A 17,821-nucleotide genomic window follows, 5' to 3' on the forward strand; every position below is an offset into this window, starting at 1 on the left:
ATGTCAACAATATCAAAAATATTTCTCAAGTAATTCTGACTAACCTGCCCGCGTCACTCCTGATGCGCCAGCCCCGCCTGCATTTGCTATGATAGTTAAACCAAGTTCAAGCCCGACCGGAACTGTTCAGGTTATCGCCTTGGGCAACAGGCTAGGCAACACGCGGATGTGGCGGAATTGGTAGACGCGCTAGATTTAGGTTCTAGTACCGCAAGGTGTGAAGGTTCAAGTCCTTTCATCCGCATTGGTCAGTCGTTATCTATCCCAGTCATCTGGTTATCCTGTTACTTGCTTGCTTATCAGCAGCGGCGCGATCGCCTCTGGTGGCAAGGGACGGCTAAAGTAATAGCCCTGGGCAAAGTCGCACTGGATGGAGCGAAGAAACTCAACTTGTTCAGCGGTTTCTACCCCTTCGGCAAGAACCTTGAGGCCCAGCCCGCGTCCGAGAGCGACGACGGTGTTGGCGATCGCCACGTCGCTGGAATTATGGGGGGCATCGCGGACAAAGGACTGGTCGATCTTCAGCGTGTGCAGGGGAAAGTGCTTGATCACGCTGAGGGATGAATACCCCGTGCCAAAATCGTCCATCGCGATTTGCACACCCAGGTCTACCAGTCGGCTCAGCGTGCTGGTGGTAAACTGCACATCCCGCATGGCAGCGCTTTCAGTAATCTCTAGCTCCAGATACTGCGGCTCGATGCCCGTCTCTTCCAGCGTTTGCAGGATAGAGGTGGCAAGACTGCTCTGCTGAAACTGCTGTGCCGACAGGTTTACCGCCATCCGCATCGGCGGCAATCCGGCAGCCTGCCAGTCCCGCTGCTGCTGGCAAGCGGTTCGCAGCACCCATTCCCCAATCGTGCAGATGATGCCCGACTCTTCGGCCAGGGGAATGAACTGGGCCGGCGAGACAAAGCCCAGCAGCGGGTGCTGCCAGCGCAGCAGCGCCTCTACGCCGACGATCGCCCCCGTCATCAGGTCAATCTGCGGCTGATAGTGCACCAGGAGTTCCTTGCGAGACAGTGCCTTTCGCAGGTCACTCTCCAGCGCTAGGTGGTTCAGCGTTTGCACGGCCATGCCTTCGTGATAGATCTGGTAATTGTTTTTGCCCTGTTGCTTGGCCTGGTACATGGCCAGATCGGCATTTTTCAGCAGGGTTTCCACATCTGCCCCATCGTAGGGAAAGAGAGCAATGCCTAGGCTGGCAGTGATGTATATCTCTTGTTCGCCCAGGTAAAAGGAACTGGTGAGTCGGTCTAGAATGCGCTGGGCGATGTGGCTGATGTCTTCGGCAGAGTGGAGGTGCGGCAGCACTAGGGTAAACTCGTCGCCACCCCACCGAGCGATCGCATCGCAGGGCCGCAGGCAGGCCCGCAGCCGCCGGGCCACCTCTTGCAGCAGTTCGTCGCCCACCGCGTGGCCCAGCGAATCGTTAATCAGCTTGAATCGATCCAGATCGAGAAACGCAACCCCCAGCATTTCATCATCTTGCTGGGCGCTGGCCAGGGCCAGCGAAAGCTGATCGTTAAACAGCAGCCGATTGGGCAGACTAGTGAGGGCATCGTGGGATGCCTGGTAGCGCATCATCGCCTCGACCCGCCGCTGGGTCACAGCCAGGTAGAGGTGAATCGCCACCGAGTTGGCCAGCCGAATGTCTTGGGGTGTCCACTCTGGGGCCTGGTTGAGCTTGATCTCGCGCCAGGCCGCAAAGGAGGCACGGGGCATGATATTACGGGCATCTTCCTGGTGCTGGCCCGCCCACAAGATTTCCTGGTCATAGCCACTGCGAAAGATACCCAGGTAGCCGACAAACTGGTGCTGGAATTGGAGCGGAATCAGGGCGATCGCCCGGATAGAGGTCGGCTCTAGCAGGGCAACGATGGGCTGCCAGCGCGGATCGGCTTGCAGGCTGTCGAAGGTGTGAAAGCGGAGAGTTTCCGACTTTTCGGACTCTAGAGATGTGTCTAAACTGCTGGCAAACTGGGCGATCGCCTCTGGGCTGGGGGTGTGGGTGCTGGTGAGCGCGGAAAGTCCGTCTGTGCGCCGCCCCAGCAGTTCTTGCCACACCGGGTCTTGCTCCAGATTTGGGCTGTTGGGCTGTTCGCCCGTAACGTAGAGTTGAGCCACTTCGCCGCTTGGTTCTGCTGCAATATAGAGCCGTCCGCCTACCGCCTTTAGCGCTGCCACCATCGCTTCCAAGACCTGCTGCCGAATTTCGGGCTGGCTGAGGGGGCTGTGGAGGAGTTGACTGACCTGGTTGAGGGTCGCTTCGTAAAGCACCTGAGCGCGGGTTTGGGCCAGCAGGTTTGCCTGGGCGATCGCGATCGAAAGCTGATCGACCGAAAGCTGCACTACCTGAAGCTCTCGTTCAGAAAAGTGGCGTGGCTTGCTGTGGTGGGCGACCAATAGCCCCCACAGTTGGCGCTGGTGCAGCACTGGCACGACCAGAGAGGCCTGCACCCCCATTGTGTTCAGGTATTGCACATGGCAGGGATCGGCGGGTGTGTGGCGAATGTCATGGTTAATCAGGCTTTCGCCCGTGTCGGGATGATCCAGCCGATGGGCCATTTGGTGCTGGGCCGATACGTCGGTAATGACCCGCTGGCGGGCCCGCACAAACAAATCCCGTGAGGATTGGGGGATATCACTGGCCGGAAAGTGGAGATGCAGCAGTGATGGAAGCTGGTTGTTGTGAATCGCTTCGGCAATCACCTCGCCGCTGCCATCCGGCGCAAAGCGATAAATCTTAACGCGATCTACGCCGAGGAACCGCCGAATTTCACGGGCTGCGGTGGAGAGAATCTCCGGCAGTTCCAAAGACTGGCGAATGCGATTGGTGATCTGGTGAAGGACATGCTCTCGGTGGGATGTCCTTCGAGGCACATGCGGACGGGTTTTAGACACAGCTTTCTAGCCTGGATTTTTAGAGAAGAGAGTCCCCAATTATCTAATGCTCCTCATCACCAGAGAATAACCATCAACCCTCATCATAGGCGTGACAAAAGGGAGACAGCTTGAAGCGGATAGGACGGGGTTTTGAGGCGGAACTTTAAGCCGCGATCGCCCGATAATCTCACTCTGCTGAGGGTACTCCAGTTGGGCATGAGTAGATCGATCCTCTCAGGGAGGGTGTGGTCAGGGATAAGGGGCGATCGCAAACTCAAAAGACCACGGTTTCCCAGGGACCATAGTTCAGAACTATATATAGTCCGAACTATAGTCTAGAGTACCCAGGCGATCGCCCTCTTGCTCATGCCTAAATTGCGGTCGTGTTGAAATTTCTTAAGGCTTAGAGAAAAATTATCTCAACAAGCTGCTAAAAGGCTACATAGCTTGCACAGCTTGGCTGGCGGGTCGCAGCCTGCATAGGTGCGGTGGGGCTGGCGATAGATTCTGGCAATGGCTGAGAAAATTGAATTTTTTGCTGAACTTTTTGCCACAACCTGAACGCCCAACCCTCTATGCTCCAGGGTGTACCCACTTTTGTAACCCTCATCCTAAATCCTTCTCCCAAAGCGGGAGAGGGACTTCCAATCCGGCTCCCCTTCTCCCAAAAAGGGAGAAGGGGCTGGGGGATGAGGGCAAACTTGCATAACTGAGATGCGCCCTATCCTCCAGATACAGTTTCCGATCGGCTCTCAGCCGCAAAGCAAAATCGCCGCTGAGTCCTGTAATTTTTCATAACACCTCCGGGTCGGGCTGACAGAGTTTCAGCAAACGGTTTGGTGTTGTTTGTGCCATGAACGGTTTCAATCTGTCTTCTGTGTTTTCCCTACGCCTGTTGCCAAACCATGTGTGATGACGCTCAAATTCAAGCTCTTTTAGACGAGATTCGCAGTCCCGATGCTGCGCCCCTGCTGCGTCGCAAAGCCCTGTCTCGGCTGCTGTTGTGCATTCAGCGATCGCCCAAGCTGCGCCGCTCTCGCCATCCCGACTATGGCCACGCCCTCAGCCTGACGATGGAGCGGGTGTGTCGGGCAATCGACGAGTTTAGCCCCCGCAGCGCCTCAGTTTCTACGGATTTGATGAACTGGGTGAACGGCTATTTAGAGGGACGCATTCGGGACTTGCGAAACCCCGATACAAAAATCAAGGATTTGCATCGACCAGAACGCGGAGAACGCGAGATCAAGCGAGAATTTGGCAACGTGGTGCTGCTGGATCAGTCGATTGGGGAAGACGGCAATCAGACCCCTCTGGGCGACCTCACGTCCGATCCGCGCCAGGACATGACGCTGCTAGAGTCGTGGATTCAGGCACTCCAGCAGGCGCAAAAGCAGCGAATTGGGCTAGAAATTCATCGCTATCTGGCAGCAGACCCCGATGCGATATTGCAGGGCTGCCATCCCAATAAATTCTTGGAATGCCACTGTCAAGCGCTGATTCAGCGGCTACACCTGAGCGAACCGCCCGAAACTCGACGAGCGATCGCCCAGGATTTTGGCATTCCGGAGCAAACGCTCTACACTCACTGGCGCGAAAAGTGCTTACCCCTGCTGCAAATCGTCGCGCTGCGGTTCGATCCTCAGGTGATCGAGTTTCTCCAGTCGGACGAGGCGCAGTGTCTAGGCGACTGCCACCCGCCCGCGCAAGAATTCTGCAACTGTCTGGATGTGGCCAAACGGCTGCTGCTGTCTCAGCCGCCAGAGTCGATGGGGGCGATCGCCCGCGACCTCAAGATCAAAGAATCTACCGTAGCCAAACACTGGCAGAGTGACTGCCTGCCCAGACTCAAAAAGCATCGCCTCTGATTTCCCCTCCGCACTGGATCGGAATGTTTCAGCGAATTGCAACGCGAATCTTCTCTAAATGTTATCTGCTCAACTGCACCCTAATCTTCTGGAACGCAACAATGAACACTGTAGAACTCATCGGCCTACCTATTCTCCTCAGTCAAGATGCGTTTGAATCTGCCGCCCAGTTTGCAGCCGAGCAGGCCACGCCGGGGAAAGGCAAACGGGTCTATCTGAACACGCTGGCGGTCTACGCAGTGCAGACCTATCTGAACTGGCTGGAACTGAATACCAGCCTTGCTGAGGGCGACTGCTGGCAGCCAGGACTGAGGGCAGTGTTGGATGTGGCGGATCTGGTGTTGCCGGGAATGGGCAGACTGGAATGTCGCCCGATCTTGCCCGGAGAAACCACAATGACCCTCCCCCTGGAAACTGCACAAGACCGACTGGGCTACGTTGCCGTCCAGTTTCATGAACAGTTGGATGCGGTTGATCTGCTCGGGTTTGTGCGGGGTGTGCCGTTTGCAGAAGACAATGCCCCCGTTGAGCCGATGACCGTAGCGCTGAGTGAACTGCTGCCGCTCGATTCGCTGCTGGATGTGCTGCATCCTGAGCTGGCGATCGTAAACCTGCGCGAGTGGCTGATGGGGCAGTTTCGGCATCCTGAGTGGCGATCGCCCGAAGCCTTCGTCGCTAGCCATCGAACCATGCGGTCGGGATCTCGCAACACCACGGGCGGCAGCTTTTCAGTCCCTCCAGATATAGATGCCCAGATTAATTCCGTCAGTCGCGCCAAGGCAATCGAGTTTCAGTCGCTCGAAAAGCAGGTGGTGCTGGTGGTTCAGGTGATTTCCATTACCACTGAAGACAACATGCTCAACGTGCGGCTACGGCTGTATCCTGATGCTTCGTCTGACCAACTGCCGCGCAATCTGCAAATCACCGTACTGGACGAGACAGGCGCAGCAATTCTGGATTCTCGCCCCAAAAGCGGCAGCGGCTGGACCGAGGTCGAATTATGCGACTGTCAGCCGGGCGACCGATTTAGCGTTCGCATTGCGCTTGGCGAAGATAGCAAAATAGAGGAATTCTGCATCTAGAAAATTCTGGAAAATTCTAGAAAACTAGAGTTGCATAGGTTTATTCGATCGTGCGATATCTTCAATTAGGTCATGAACTAAGCCCCCTATGGAAACGATTAAGCTGACACTCCGCCCCCGTGATGAGGACAATCCCGCTGCTGGATACCGAGTTCGGCTAGATAGCCGCGATCTGGGTGAACTGGAGGCCGCGCTGCCAGCGATGCCCAATAGCTTGGTCGCAGCCTTGGCTGACTGGAAAGCGGCCTATGCGGTGCAGGAGGGCGTGCGATCGCACTTTCGCATCAGCGGTGTCAAAATTACTCACCACACGGCGCAGGATGTGATTCGGCTTTCGGAAAGGCTGCAAGAAGAGTTTAACGAATGGCTGAACGACAGCAATAAGCATTGGCGTGAACTACGAGAGGCGCTGATTCCGCTGTTGCGGCGAAATGGCTATGGCAATGGAAATGGGAATGGGGGAGTGAATGGAAATGGGAATAGCAACGGAAATGGCGATCGCCCACTGCTGATCATTGACCTTGGCAAGGATGACACGCTCAAACGACTGCCCTGGCAAGACTGGAAGCTGTTGAGGCAGCACTACTACTACAGCGATGCTGCCATTCGGGTGCTGAACCCCGCCACGGCCCTGGGGTCACGCCCCAGCTATCCCCAGGCTGCCAAAATCAGAATTCTGGTTATTGTGGGAGAAAGCGACGACATCAGCACCGACCAAGACCTGGCCGCGATCCAGCAGCTTGAATACGATCATCCTGACACAGTGGAAGTTATCTCGCTGCTCCAGCCGTCTCCAGCAACCCTCCAGGCTGCGCTCGAAGATCCGCAAGGCTTTCATATTTTGGTGTATGTCGGCCATAGCCGCAGCGATGACGACGGCAACGTGGGCTGGCTGCTGCTGAACCAAACCGATGAAATTAGCATTCGCAACTTTAAGTTTGCGCTGAGTAAGCTAGTTCGCAAGGGCTTGCAACTGGCAATCTTTAACTCATGCGACGGATTGGGGCTGGCGCAGCAGCTTGCCCAGATTGACGTACCCCGCTGCATTGTGATGAAGGAACCCGTGCCCGATCCGGTGGCGGTGGAGTTTTTGCAGCGCTTTTTCCATGAATTCGCTACCAAAAAGCGCTCCCTGCTGATGGCCATGCGCTCGGCGCGACAGGGATTGGAGCATTTCAACCTGCGCTATTCCGAAGTGACTTGGCTGCCGACGGTGTGCGTCAAGCAAAATACGGAGCCGCTGACCTGGCAACTGTTGTTAGATCAGTTGCAGCAGGAGCCTGCGATCGCCCCGCCCCATCCGCCCGAACCTCGCCCGCCCCAGATAAGCCCGCCGCAAGGCACACTGCCCCCCCTGCCGAGTCCAGCTATGAATCGGCGCAAGTGGCTGGTGGGCGCGGGGACGGCGGCGGTATTGCTGGGGGCGATCGCCCTTGTATCGCTTCGGCCAGTCCGCTGTCTGTTTGTGCAGTGTGATGCACCGGGGAGCGGCCTTAGTCAGGGGCTAGTCGGCCCTGCGGGATCAGGCAATCCCAGCCCTACGCTGCTCCCGATTGAACGGTTGATTACTGCTGGCGACAATGGAAACCTGCTGGGTAGCCTCAAGCTGGAAGCACCCTACGCAGCGCTCAAGCAAGCGGGCATCAATGCGTTTGCCACGGGCGACTACAATACCGCTAAAGCAAAATTTGATGAGCTACGGCAGCTGGCCCAAGCCCAACGACAGCAGTTTTCCAACGATTCCAATAGCCCAGACTATAAAAACGCAACCGCAGCCTTGAGAGATCCCGAAGTGCTGATTTTCCGCAACAATGCCGAAGTGCGGCTGCGGCGACAGGCAGGGCAACCCACCTATACGATTGCAGCGGTGATTCCTCTCAGCACGCCAGAAGGAACGCTGATTAACATTGGTGAGCAAATGCTGTTTGGCATTGCCCAAGCACAGGATAAAGCCGTCAATCGGATCAATGCGCCCACTTATTTGGAAGTCATCATTGCCAATGATTTGAACGTGCCCGCGCAAAGCAGGGCGATTGCCGAAGCGCTAGTTCAACCTAACCTTCTCGCGCTCGACGGACAGACGCTCCTAGCGGTCATCGGCAACTACACCAGTCGGGGCACTTGCGATTCTTTGCCTGTGTATGCCGCAGCCAAGCAGGTGGTTATTTCTCCACTCAGCACGGTGATGAATCTGCGGGCGCGGTGCAATGGTGCTGACGTGTTTTTCCGCACCACGTCTTCCACACAGATCGAAGCGAGAACCCTAGCAGACTATCTGCATCAGCAAAAGAACCAGCCCAGAGTCGCGCTATTTGCCAATTCTAAAGAGTTCTACAGTGACGACCTGCGCTATCAGTTTGAGAGCGAACTGCGGGGCACGATTGTTCGCACGTTTGACCTTTCCGATCCGCAGTTTGATGCAACCCATGCGCTGCGTCAGGTCGAGGACGTAGACGCACTGGTGGTGCTGCCGGACGGTCGCACGGGCAACAGCGAGTCCTTTAATCGGGCACTGGCGGTGATCAAGGCGGACGGCGGCAAGCGGCTGATTCTGGCCTCTGCCCCAGTTTACACTGCCGACTGGAGCGATCGCGGCAGCAGTTCGGAGGAGCGTCGCGCCCTCAGCAATCGGCTGATTGTGGCAACGGACTGGTTTGCCGCTTGCGCCCCAGATTTTGTGCAGTCTGCCAATCGCTACTGGCTGGGCGGCGTGAATCGGGTCACGGCAGTCTCCTATGAGGCGATCGAGGTGCTGCTGCCCAAGCTTCGCCCCGGCATTACGTCTGATGAAATTCGCCAGGGGCTAGCAACCGCACAATCCCCCAGCAGTATCTTTCCTGGCAAAACGATTAGCTTTGACGCACGGGGCGATCGCAAAGATTTAACGACTCGCGTTCTCACGACGTTAGTCGATAACCCAGCTAACCCGTTCGACCTTGTCCCTGGAACGGCTTGCCCATAGGCGATCGCCTCAAATAGCCGAACGTCACCTACTAAACAGCACTTTTTAGAGGATGTTTGAAAAGTCCTACTGTTTGTAGCAAAGCGTGCAAGCTCCCCCTAAATCCCCCTTAAAAAGGGGGACTTTAAGGCGGTTTCCCCCTTTTAAGGGGGGCTAAGGGGGGATCTCTGAGTGCTTAATATTACAGGCGATATCTTTTGAAACACCCTCTTATATCAAATCTCCAAAGATCTGCTACATGTAAGAAGACGTTAGAGCGAGCCGCCACGAGTGGAGTCCTCAAAATCGATATCGCTGAAACAGCAGAAGAACTAAAAGCCGTCTTGGAACAACAGCAACGGTCATCACAGCGCCGTAAAGTACAGGTGTTGTGGTGGTTAAAAACCGGACAAGCGAAGAGCGTTGAGCAGTTAGCCCAACTGAGCGGTTGCCATCGCACGACCGTGTCTCGTTGGCTGAGCCAGTATCGACAGAGTGGACTCGAAGCGTTGGTGAAGGTGGCATCTCGCAGTGGACGACCGCGAGCGATTAGCGGTGAAGTCCTGGCATCTTTGGAACGGGAACTGCAAGATCCAGAAGGCTTTAGCAGTTATGGAGCAGTGCAGCAGTGGCTCGCAGCGGTGCATGGTCAACCCGTCCCCTACAAGACGGTGCATAAGACGGTGCGCTATCGGCTCAAAGCGAAGCTCAAAGTGCCCCGTCCGGTGTCAAAGAAGCAGACTCCTGGGGCGTGCGAGTCCGTTCAGCAAACCTTGCAGCCCAGATAAGCCAGTCGATTCCGCCAGCCTTGAGACAACGCTACGGGGGGCGAATCCGCTATTGGTGCAGCGATGAGAGCCGCGTCGGACTGCTGACGGTTCAACATCGCAAGTTGACGGGCTTTGGGGTGCAGCCGATTGGTTCAGTTCAATGGGACTTTGTGTATCGGTGGCTGTACGGTCTAGTGGAACCGCTGAGCGGTGCATCGTGGATAGTCGAGTTTTCTCATCTCGACAGTTCCTGTTTTGAGGCGTTTTTGCACAGCTTTGCGGCTCAGTTCCCCGATGATTTACATCTGATTCAGGTGGATAATGCCGCAGCCCATACGGCTCAGACCCTGACGATACCGGACAATGTCATCTTGGTGTTTCAGCCGCCTTATTGCCCTGAGGTCAATCCCATTGAGCGGGTCTGGCGGGAACTCAAGCGGGAGCTAGCTTGGGTTCACTTTGATGATGTTTGCCAACTCCAGCACGCCATCAGCCAGTGGGTTTGTCGCCTTTCGGCGGAGTCGCTGCGATCGCTGACTCAGTGGGATTGGATTGTCGATGCTCTATGTGTAGCGGGTATTTAGAGAATTGATATGACCAAATGAGAGGATTAAATCCTCCACCCAACTGAATCCTGACACTGTTGGCTTCACACTGGCTTTCATTCAGCACAATCTCTTGAGTTTGTCCTGGGTGCAGCACAGAGTTTAGAATATTGACTCCGCCAATTTCTACGGACTGCAAATTGACGTTGCTGTTATTAACTACCTTCAACTGACTAGAAGAAGCGGTGTAGTTAATCACGCAGACAATTTGATAGCGACGGTGGAAGCCGCAGCCAACGCCAGCATGAGTCCATCCGGGTGAGAAAATGTTGGTTCGATGTCCTCGGCTGGGAACGCCATCATCCACAATTAGATCCAGGACAACTTCCTGTGCCGTCGGAGAGCCATAGGCAATGTTTTCTCCGCTCTGGGTAAACCGTGTGCCCTGACGCTCTAGACGCTGCTGCCAGGTGCTACCGTCTGAGCCGATGTGTCCGAATGCGCCACCGGCCTGATCATGGGCATGGGCTTTGGCGGCCTGAGCAGCGCTGCTAGAGGGGCTGATGGGCGGAAGGGGAGCCTGATTTTGCAAAAAGGCGATCGCCTCTCGCACCGCAGCCTGTCCTTCTTGGGTTGTCAACGTGCAATTGGGGCCACAGCCGTTTGGAATATTTCCTACTGCATCCATGCTGGCTAAACGCGCCTCTAGCAGCGGAATGTAGCTGGCTGGCTCTTGTCGAACTTTGTTGTGTTCAGCAATGATATCTTGCTCGATTTGCGCCCAGTTATAGCACTACGTATTTGGGTTAGGACGTTATCATAGAGCCATCAGGAGAGTTTAGGAACACCTATGCCCGCCCCCTTACAGCTACGACTTGCGTTGCAAAGCGATTGAAGCCGTGAAACAAGGTCACCGCAAAGTTGATGTCTGTCGAATGTTCAACATCAGTCGCAATACCTTAGACCTGTGGTTGAAACGGGAAAAAGAAACGGGAGATTGCCGAGCGATGACTGGGTTTCAGCGAGGAAATCGGCATAAGATTACCGACTGGTCGCGCTTTCGTGAGTTTGTCAAGCAGCATGGGGATCAGACCCAAGCGAGACTGGCAACCCTGTGGGGGGATAATGTGACACAGCAGGACATCAGTCGAGCCTTGCGAAAGATTGGGTTTAGTCGAAAAAAAAGACCTATGGCTATCGGGAACGAGACGACCTGAAGCGACAAGAGTTTCAAGAGCGCTTGAGGAGTAAGCTGCCACATCAGGTTGTCTATGTCGATGAAGCAGGCATTGATCATCGAGACGTGTATCCCTACGGCTACTGCGAGGTTGGAGACCGCTTCTATGGGCTTAAATCAGGAAAACGCACCGAACGAGTCAGTTGGATTGCGGCCTTACGAGAGAACAGCCTCTTTGCGCCAATGACCTTTGCTGGCTCGTGCAACCGGGATTTAGTGGAGAGGGGGTTGGAGGAGTGCTTAGTCCCCCAACTGCGAGCGGGAGATGTGATTGTGATTGACAATGCCAGTTTCCATCATTCTCAAACCATTGAAGAGATCGTGGCTCAAGCAGGGTGTGAGATTTGGTATTTACCCCCTTATTCCCCAGACTTGAACGAGATTGAGCATTGGTGGTTTGTGCTGAAGAATTGGATGCGGCAACGCTGGGATGAGTTTGATAACTTTCGCGATTGTGTGGATGCTGCTTTTAGAGAATGCCCTAACGTGACTGCGTAGGGCTATATCTGCCCAGTCATCTTGGGCCTGTGCATTGGCTCGTTTGCCAATGGTCAATCCATTAAACCGATTCGATAATTGGGGCGATTCTGTCTGGCGAGATAGAGACTGTGAAACCAGGAAAATAGGTAGGATTAAGAACAATCGACCTGACTGCCTGACACATCTCTGGAAACCCCTGATTTCTCGTAGGGGACGCTGGCCCAAAAGCTCCTCTGACCAAGCCCTCCGGTTCCAACTCAGGAGCTATGGGCTTCGATCCCAAGACAACGAATTTTCTGGGCTTTCGGGACTTGCGTCAGGCAACCAGACAATCGACACCAGATGTTGGTGAAGAAACTGCGAACCTTAGGCATGGTTTTGTGAACGTTTGACCGAATGAAGTCCGAATGAAACTGACTTTGCTTTAGAACGCCCCAACTCACTCATTGGAATGAGCGGTGGATACTTCCAGCATAGGAATATTCATTCTCCAAACGTCAACAGCAACTCTGAGGAAATTCTCTGACTAAACTTGAGTTGCACCCTGCTTTTCAGGAACCAGTTTGTGATTGGAATGCTCACTCCGGATCAACATAGAAAGTTGGCGGCGCATGAGGATTCCCGGCTGATCAGAGGGGATGTGCTGTTCGGCCGCAATATCGATCGGCGTGTCATAGTCGGTCGATTCCAGCACCCGCTTATCTTCGTCTACCACCTGTCGATCAAACGCAATGATGGATTCGGTGCTGGCATCGGCTTCAGTATCATTGCGAATGCAAAATTGAACGATTTGTGACGTGCGATCGCTCACAGGGGTTGCTGCCGTAAAAATCAGGTGCATTAGCCCATTGGGATAGGTAATTTTGAGCGTGCGGCTAAAAGGGGCATACCAGGTCGATTCGACCTGCCGCACCGTGAGCGTGTCAGGAATGTTCAAAAGCTGCTGCTGGATTGGCGGATTCACCACGGGCACCGTCGCATAGACCTTCAAACCCAGTTCCAGCGACACAATCTCTGACTTGGCAGGCTTGGGTTGTTCCGTCACCCCAAAGGATTCTGCGTGAACAATGCTGAAATGGGCATTGTCAAATGAGTTTTCCATCACCCGCAGCCCGCTGCACTGCCAAGGCTCATAAAATTGCGGAATCAGGCGATGTTCGGCCGCCTCGGCTTCAGGGATTTCTGGGATGGGCAGCAGCGGATCGTCCGACAGGCAAACCCAGGCATAGCCGTAGCGCTCGGCACACTGAAACGCTGTGACGCGATAGGTCTTGGGAATTGCCGCGCCGGGATCAAGCTGGGGTACGTCGGTACAGGTTCCTGCGCCGTCAAACGACCAGCCGTGATAGGGGCAGCGCACGCAGCCATCGTTGACAGTGCCCATCGACAGCTTTGCTGAACGGTGACAGCAGCGATCGCCCAGGGCCGCAGGTTTCCCATCTCGATCCAGCCACAGCACCAGCGGTTGCCCCAGCAGAGTAAAGGATTGTGGCCCATCCATCAGTTGGGCAAGCGGCATGACGGGATACCAGAAGCGCCGCAGCACAGGTTCTTGAGTTACAAGCATGAACAGTTCTCGAATAAAGATAAGGTAAGCTTTGGATGAGAATTTGAGGGTTTGATCCCCCTAAATCCCCCTTGATCAAGGGGGACTTTTCCCCCTAAATCCCCCTCGGATCAAGGGGGACTTTGAGGCTTGCTTTCCTATGCGAAGACAGTCTAGCTAATAGGATGCCCCATGAAATATCAATGGCGGGACTTTGAGGCTTGCTTTCCTATGCGAAGACAGAGCGGGGGATCAATCCCGCAGCGACCCACCAGACTGCTAGACGCGGGTTGCTTCGACTTTTGCAGGCGTGGCGGGGGCGACTCGATCGCTGCGACGCTGCTCCGTTTCGCCATGCTCCTTCAGCAGCCGGGCCAGGCGATGGCGCATAATGATGCCGGGGCGATCGCTCGCCATGTGCTGCTCTTCTGCCAAACTCAGCGGCGCATCATAATCCGTCCCTTCCAGAATCACGCGATCCTCCAGCGTCACCTGGCGATCGAACGCAATAATGTCTGCCGCCTTTGCCTCCGCTTCGGTGTCATTTCGCAAGCAAAACTGAATCACCTGCGAAGTCTGGTCGTCAATCGGCGTGTATGCAGTAAAGATGAAATGCGTCAAGCCGTTTGGATAGTCAATCTTCAGCGTGCGAGCAAAGGGCATGTACCAAGTGCGAGTGTTGGTGCGAATCGTTTTTTCCTCACCAATGCCCAGGTTTTTTTTCTGTAAATCTGGGTTCAGCACCTCCAGCCAGTGCTTCATCACAAAGCCAAATTCCGTTTCCGTCACCTCGTCGATTGGCGGCGGCTGGGGATTGGACTGGTCACCCCAAGAACTGGCATGGACAAAGTGACCGTGGGCACTGTCGAAGGAGTTTTCAATCGCCCGCAGGCCGCCTACCTTCCACGTTTCATAAAACTCCTGGATGAACCGAAAACTGGGGTCAGTAAATTCGGGAATGCGGGGAATCGGTTGCAGCGGGTCTTCGTCTAAACACACCCAGACATAGCCATAGCGCTCGGCACATTGAAACGCAGGCACGCGGTAGGTCTTGGGAATAGCAGTGTCGGCATCTAGCTGGGGCACCTTGGTACAGATTCCCTGCGAGTCAAATTCCCAGCCGTGATAGGGGCAGCGCACACAGCCGTTTTCGACAATTCCCAGCGACAACTGAGCAGAGCGGTGGCAGCAGCGGTCGGCTAGCACCGCAGGTTGGCCGTTGGCATCAAGCCACAGCACCAGCGGTTGTCCCAAAAGCGTGAAGGCTTGTGGGCCGTTGAGCAACTGCTCGATTGGCATGACGGGATACCAGAAGCGGCGCAGCACGGGCTGTTGGGTCGTCAGCATTATGTTCTCCAAATGAAACGAGTGAATGGATGAAGCGAACGATGGCACTCAAGATAAGAGGGACAACGGGATTAAAACGGAATGAATTGACACAACGGAACGAATTGTTAGAGCTAATTTGTAAAGGAGCCTGAAAGCCTTGTTAATCAAGGATTTCCGAGAAACCGCTTTTCCTGGGCAAGCATGACCTCAAAGCCACACATGCCAAGAGTTTCAGGCTTCTTAAGATTTGCTTCATAAATTAGCTCTTACAGGTAGACGGGTTACCGATAGGCGGGTTATGGACAGGCGGGTTACCAATGGACAGGTTACCGATGGGCAGGTTCAAGGCACGATGTCAGAATTCAAGAAACTTTCGTATATTGGTTCTACAGGGATGCATTCCCTCTTGTGTTCATCTTTGTATACAAAAAGATAGTGTCCTTAGGGGGGTCAACTCTGTATCTAAGACTACAGAGTTGACCTTTTCTACTACATTTTGGAGTCGTCTTGTGGCTAAAGCTAGCGCTCAGGCTGCCAACGCAGACCGCAAACCCTCAGGCAGCAGTGTCGATCGCATCTATGAGCAACTCAGGCAAATGGCGATGAACTATCAGTTTCGCCCCGGTGAGCCGCTGAACGAGGTGGACTTGGCGGCCTCATTTTCCGTGAGCCGCACTCCTCTGCGGGAGGTGTTGAACCGTCTGGTGGCGGAGGGCTTGCTGGATTTTGTGCCGCGCAAGGGCTTTTCTTGCAAGCCGCTGGATACGCAGCGCATATTTGACCTGTACGAAGTCCGCTGCGGACTGGAAATGATGAGCGCCCGACTTGCCACCGAACGCGCCACCGATGCTGAGCTTCAGGACTTGCAGCAGCGCTGGAGCGCCATCTCAGGCTCTTTCTGTGACCTGACTGCTGTGGAATGTGCCCGCTGCGACGAGCAGTTTCATGAACAGATTGCCCAGCTTTCCCACAACGCTGAACTGTTGCGATCGCTCCAAAACGTGAATGCCCGCGCCCACTATCTACGGCTGATTTCGATGGAGCAGGAACATTATCGTCGCACCACCTGCGCCGAGCACCGCCTGATTTTGCAGGCAATGGGCGATCGCAACGCTGAAGCCGCTGCCCACTGCATGTCGGCCCACGTCACGCTACGGCAGGAGGAGTTGGTGGAGGTCATTAAAGAGGCGATCGCCCGACTCTACATGACCTGAGATAACCTAACCTGAGATAACCTGACCTGAGATAACCTGACCTGAGATAACTTGAGATGCAAAAAAGCTGCGTCAGAAAAGACTGCCGCAGCCTGGGGATTTGAGCGCTATATCTTGAGCACTATATCTTGAGCGCTATGTCTAATGTTTTCCAGGATTACTGAATAGCAGGGCTTTTAGAGAGATAGAAACTGGCGTTACAGTATGTAAAGGAAGCTCGCTCTAGTCACGAGGTTAAATGCCCAGGCATGAATCGCACCATCGTCTGGTTTCGGCGAGATTTGCGCGTCTTTGACCACGCGCCGCTGCATCGGGCCGCCGCACGGGGCGCGGTGATCCCTGTGTTTGTGCTGGATCGGGCGCTGCTGCACCATCCCGAAACCGCCGTGGCGCGGGTGGCGTTTATGCTAGAGTGTCTGCACGCGCTGGATCAAGATTTGCGCGATCGCGGCGGGCGGCTGATCCTCCGCTCTGGCGATCCGGTTGAAATTCTGCCTCAGTTGGTGCGCGAAACCCAAGCCGAGGGCATTTATGCATACATCGACTTTGAGCGAATTTATGGACGGGTGCGCGATGCGCGGCTGAACCGGGCGCTGACGCAGCAGCAGATGAAGATCCGCTGGTTTGAACCCGCCGCGACGACACCAGATCTGCTTCCCTACCCCAAATACCGAGAACTGTGGTATATCCACATGGCGCAGGAGATCGTGCCCGCTCCAACTCGCGTTGCCGTGCCCGATGATATTCCCAGCGAAGTCATTCCCAGCCTCAGCAACTTGGGACTGATTGCCGATGGCAAGCCGATTCCTCCCGGTGGCATCGCGCCTGCCCGGGCCCTGCTCCAAGAATTTCTTGCCGAAAAGAGCGATCGCTACTACTGGCAACTCTCTTATCCGGGCGCAGAGGCCACATCGGGGCTGAGTCCCTACATCAAATTCGGCGCGATTTCGGTGCGCGAGTGTGTGCAAACAACCCAGGCACAACTCAATGACGCGCCCGATTCGCGGGTGCAGCGCAGTCGGCAGCAGTTCATTGCACGGCTGCGGTGGGGCAGTGGCTTTGCCCAGCGGTTTCGCTACATGCCCCAATTGGAAGTGCGATCGCTCTATACGGTCTTTGATGAAGACGGCTGGGCCTTTGACGAAGCGCTCTACGAAGCATGGCAGCAGGGCGAAACAGGCTTCCCCATTGTGGATGCAGCAGCCCGCTGTTTGCAGGAAACAGGCGGCTGGAAACAGCTAAACTTCCGCGTCCGCGCCATCTACTCCAGCTTTCTCAGTAACTTACTCGGCATGGACTGGCGCTATGGGGCGCTGCACTTTATGCGGCACTTGATCGATGGCGACTGCCCAATCGACCATTACCAGTGGGCCATGCAGGCAGGGGTAACGCACTGCGTCGATAAAACCTGGACCCGCATCTACAATCCGGAGCAAACAGCGGTGGATCGCTGCGACCCAGACGGACTATTCATCAAGCAATGGCTGCCCGAACTGGCGCACCTGTCGCCTGCGGAACTGGGAGTGCCGCCGCGCCAAAAAGACTACCCCCCGCCGGTCCTATCTTACAAAGCCGCCCGCCAGCGCCGTGTGCAGCAGCTAGAACGACAGCGGCAGGTGTTTCTGAATCAGGATAACGTGTTGCCTTATCTGGCGCGATTGCCCGACACGCTCACACCCTTTGGAGCAGATTTGTATGCCAGCGAAATCGCCTGGTCTCAAGCAAGTCCCTTAGATTTGTTTCCGCCGCCGCTCGACTTGGAAGCGCTGGATCTGGAACAGGCAAAGGCACTCCGCACCTGGTTTGTTGCCCATGTGGACATCGTGCCGCGCAAAGTGCCAAGCCGTAAGCGGAATGCGAAATCGAAAGCTCCTGTACCTGCCGATAGTGTTCAATTAAATCTGTTGGGTTAGCATGTAGGAACGCAAA

At 55.1% G+C, this 17,821-nt stretch carries 12 protein-coding genes and 1 tRNA gene; 9 read left to right on the forward strand and 4 right to left on the reverse strand.

Annotated elements, in window-relative coordinates:
• Nucleotides 1-162 precede the first annotated feature (162 nt).
• Nucleotides 163-244 (forward strand) — tRNA-Leu (locus HPC62_RS08720).
• Between the two features lie 32 nt (nucleotides 245-276).
• Here HPC62_RS08720 and HPC62_RS08725 read toward each other — a convergent pair.
• Entirely contained in the window at nucleotides 277-2,901 is a 2,625-nt protein-coding gene (locus tag HPC62_RS08725; protein ID WP_172354889.1) for a bifunctional diguanylate cyclase/phosphodiesterase, read from the reverse strand.
• 887 nt (nucleotides 2,902-3,788) lie between these two features.
• On the opposite strand from HPC62_RS08725, the gene HPC62_RS08730 reads away from it, so the two are divergent.
• The 5 genes from HPC62_RS08730 to HPC62_RS08750 all read left to right on the forward strand — a co-directional run bounded on the left by HPC62_RS08730 (nucleotide 3,789) and on the right by HPC62_RS08750 (nucleotide 10,125).
• Nucleotides 3,789-4,748, forward strand: a complete 960-nt coding sequence (locus tag HPC62_RS08730) for a hypothetical protein (RefSeq protein ID WP_172354891.1) — start codon at nucleotides 3,789-3,791, stop codon at nucleotides 4,746-4,748.
• Nucleotides 4,749-4,849: 101 nt separating this feature from the next.
• The gene (locus HPC62_RS08735) at nucleotides 4,850-5,830 is read left to right on the forward strand and encodes a DUF1822 family protein (protein ID WP_172354893.1); all 981 of its coding nucleotides are present in this window, start codon (nucleotides 4,850-4,852) and stop codon (nucleotides 5,828-5,830) included.
• Between the two features lie 88 nt (nucleotides 5,831-5,918).
• Entirely contained in the window at nucleotides 5,919-8,792 is a 2,874-nt protein-coding gene (locus tag HPC62_RS08740) for an ABC transporter substrate-binding protein (protein WP_172354895.1), read from the forward strand.
• 323 nt (nucleotides 8,793-9,115) lie between these two features.
• Complete coding sequence (locus HPC62_RS08745) at nucleotides 9,116-9,559, forward strand: helix-turn-helix domain-containing protein (protein WP_172354897.1); 444 nt, start codon at nucleotides 9,116-9,118, stop codon at nucleotides 9,557-9,559.
• Nucleotides 9,560-9,579: 20 nt separating this feature from the next.
• Nucleotides 9,580-10,125 carry an IS630 family transposase gene (locus HPC62_RS08750; protein ID WP_172354233.1) on the forward strand — a complete coding sequence of 182 codons (546 nt, stop codon included), beginning with the start codon at nucleotides 9,580-9,582 and terminating at the stop codon, nucleotides 10,123-10,125.
• Here HPC62_RS08750 and HPC62_RS08755 read toward each other — a convergent pair.
• Entirely contained in the window at nucleotides 10,031-10,861 is an 831-nt protein-coding gene (locus HPC62_RS08755; protein ID WP_172358859.1) for a CAP domain-containing protein, read from the reverse strand. The two genes, HPC62_RS08750 and HPC62_RS08755, sit on opposite strands and share 95 nt — an antisense overlap.
• 100 nt (nucleotides 10,862-10,961) lie before the next feature.
• On the opposite strand from HPC62_RS08755, the gene HPC62_RS08760 reads away from it, so the two are divergent.
• A protein-coding gene (locus HPC62_RS08760) for an IS630 family transposase (protein WP_205370793.1) occupies nucleotides 10,962-11,821 on the forward strand; the annotation gives its coding sequence in 2 pieces (ribosomal slippage) (nucleotides 10,962-11,264 and nucleotides 11,267-11,821; 858 coding nt in all).
• A 508-nt stretch (nucleotides 11,822-12,329) separates the two neighbouring features.
• Here HPC62_RS08760 and HPC62_RS08765 read toward each other — a convergent pair.
• Both HPC62_RS08765 and HPC62_RS08770 read right to left on the reverse strand, forming a co-directional pair.
• Nucleotides 12,330-13,370, reverse strand: a complete 1,041-nt coding sequence (locus HPC62_RS08765) for an aromatic ring-hydroxylating dioxygenase subunit alpha (RefSeq protein ID WP_172354899.1) — start codon at nucleotides 13,368-13,370, stop codon at nucleotides 12,330-12,332.
• Between the two features lie 258 nt (nucleotides 13,371-13,628).
• The gene (locus HPC62_RS08770; protein ID WP_172354901.1) at nucleotides 13,629-14,696 is read right to left on the reverse strand and encodes an aromatic ring-hydroxylating dioxygenase subunit alpha; all 1,068 of its coding nucleotides are present in this window, start codon (nucleotides 14,694-14,696) and stop codon (nucleotides 13,629-13,631) included.
• A gap of 491 nt (nucleotides 14,697-15,187) precedes the next feature.
• Here HPC62_RS08770 and HPC62_RS08775 point away from each other — a divergent pair, with 491 nt between their 5' ends.
• Together HPC62_RS08775 and HPC62_RS08780 are read left to right on the forward strand one after the other, a co-directional pair.
• Nucleotides 15,188-15,892 (forward strand): GntR family transcriptional regulator, encoded by a 705-nt coding sequence (locus HPC62_RS08775; protein WP_172354903.1) that lies wholly within the window; start codon nucleotides 15,188-15,190, stop codon nucleotides 15,890-15,892.
• 248 nt (nucleotides 15,893-16,140) lie between these two features.
• A complete protein-coding gene (locus HPC62_RS08780; protein ID WP_172354905.1) occupies nucleotides 16,141-17,805 on the forward strand; it encodes an FAD-binding domain-containing protein in 1,665 nt (554 codons plus the stop codon).
• Nucleotides 17,806-17,821: the final 16 nt, after the last annotated feature.

This window comes from Thermoleptolyngbya sichuanensis A183 (assembly GCF_013177315.1).
GTDB classification, from domain to species: Bacteria; Cyanobacteriota; Cyanobacteriia; order Elainellales; family Elainellaceae; genus Thermoleptolyngbya; species Thermoleptolyngbya sichuanensis.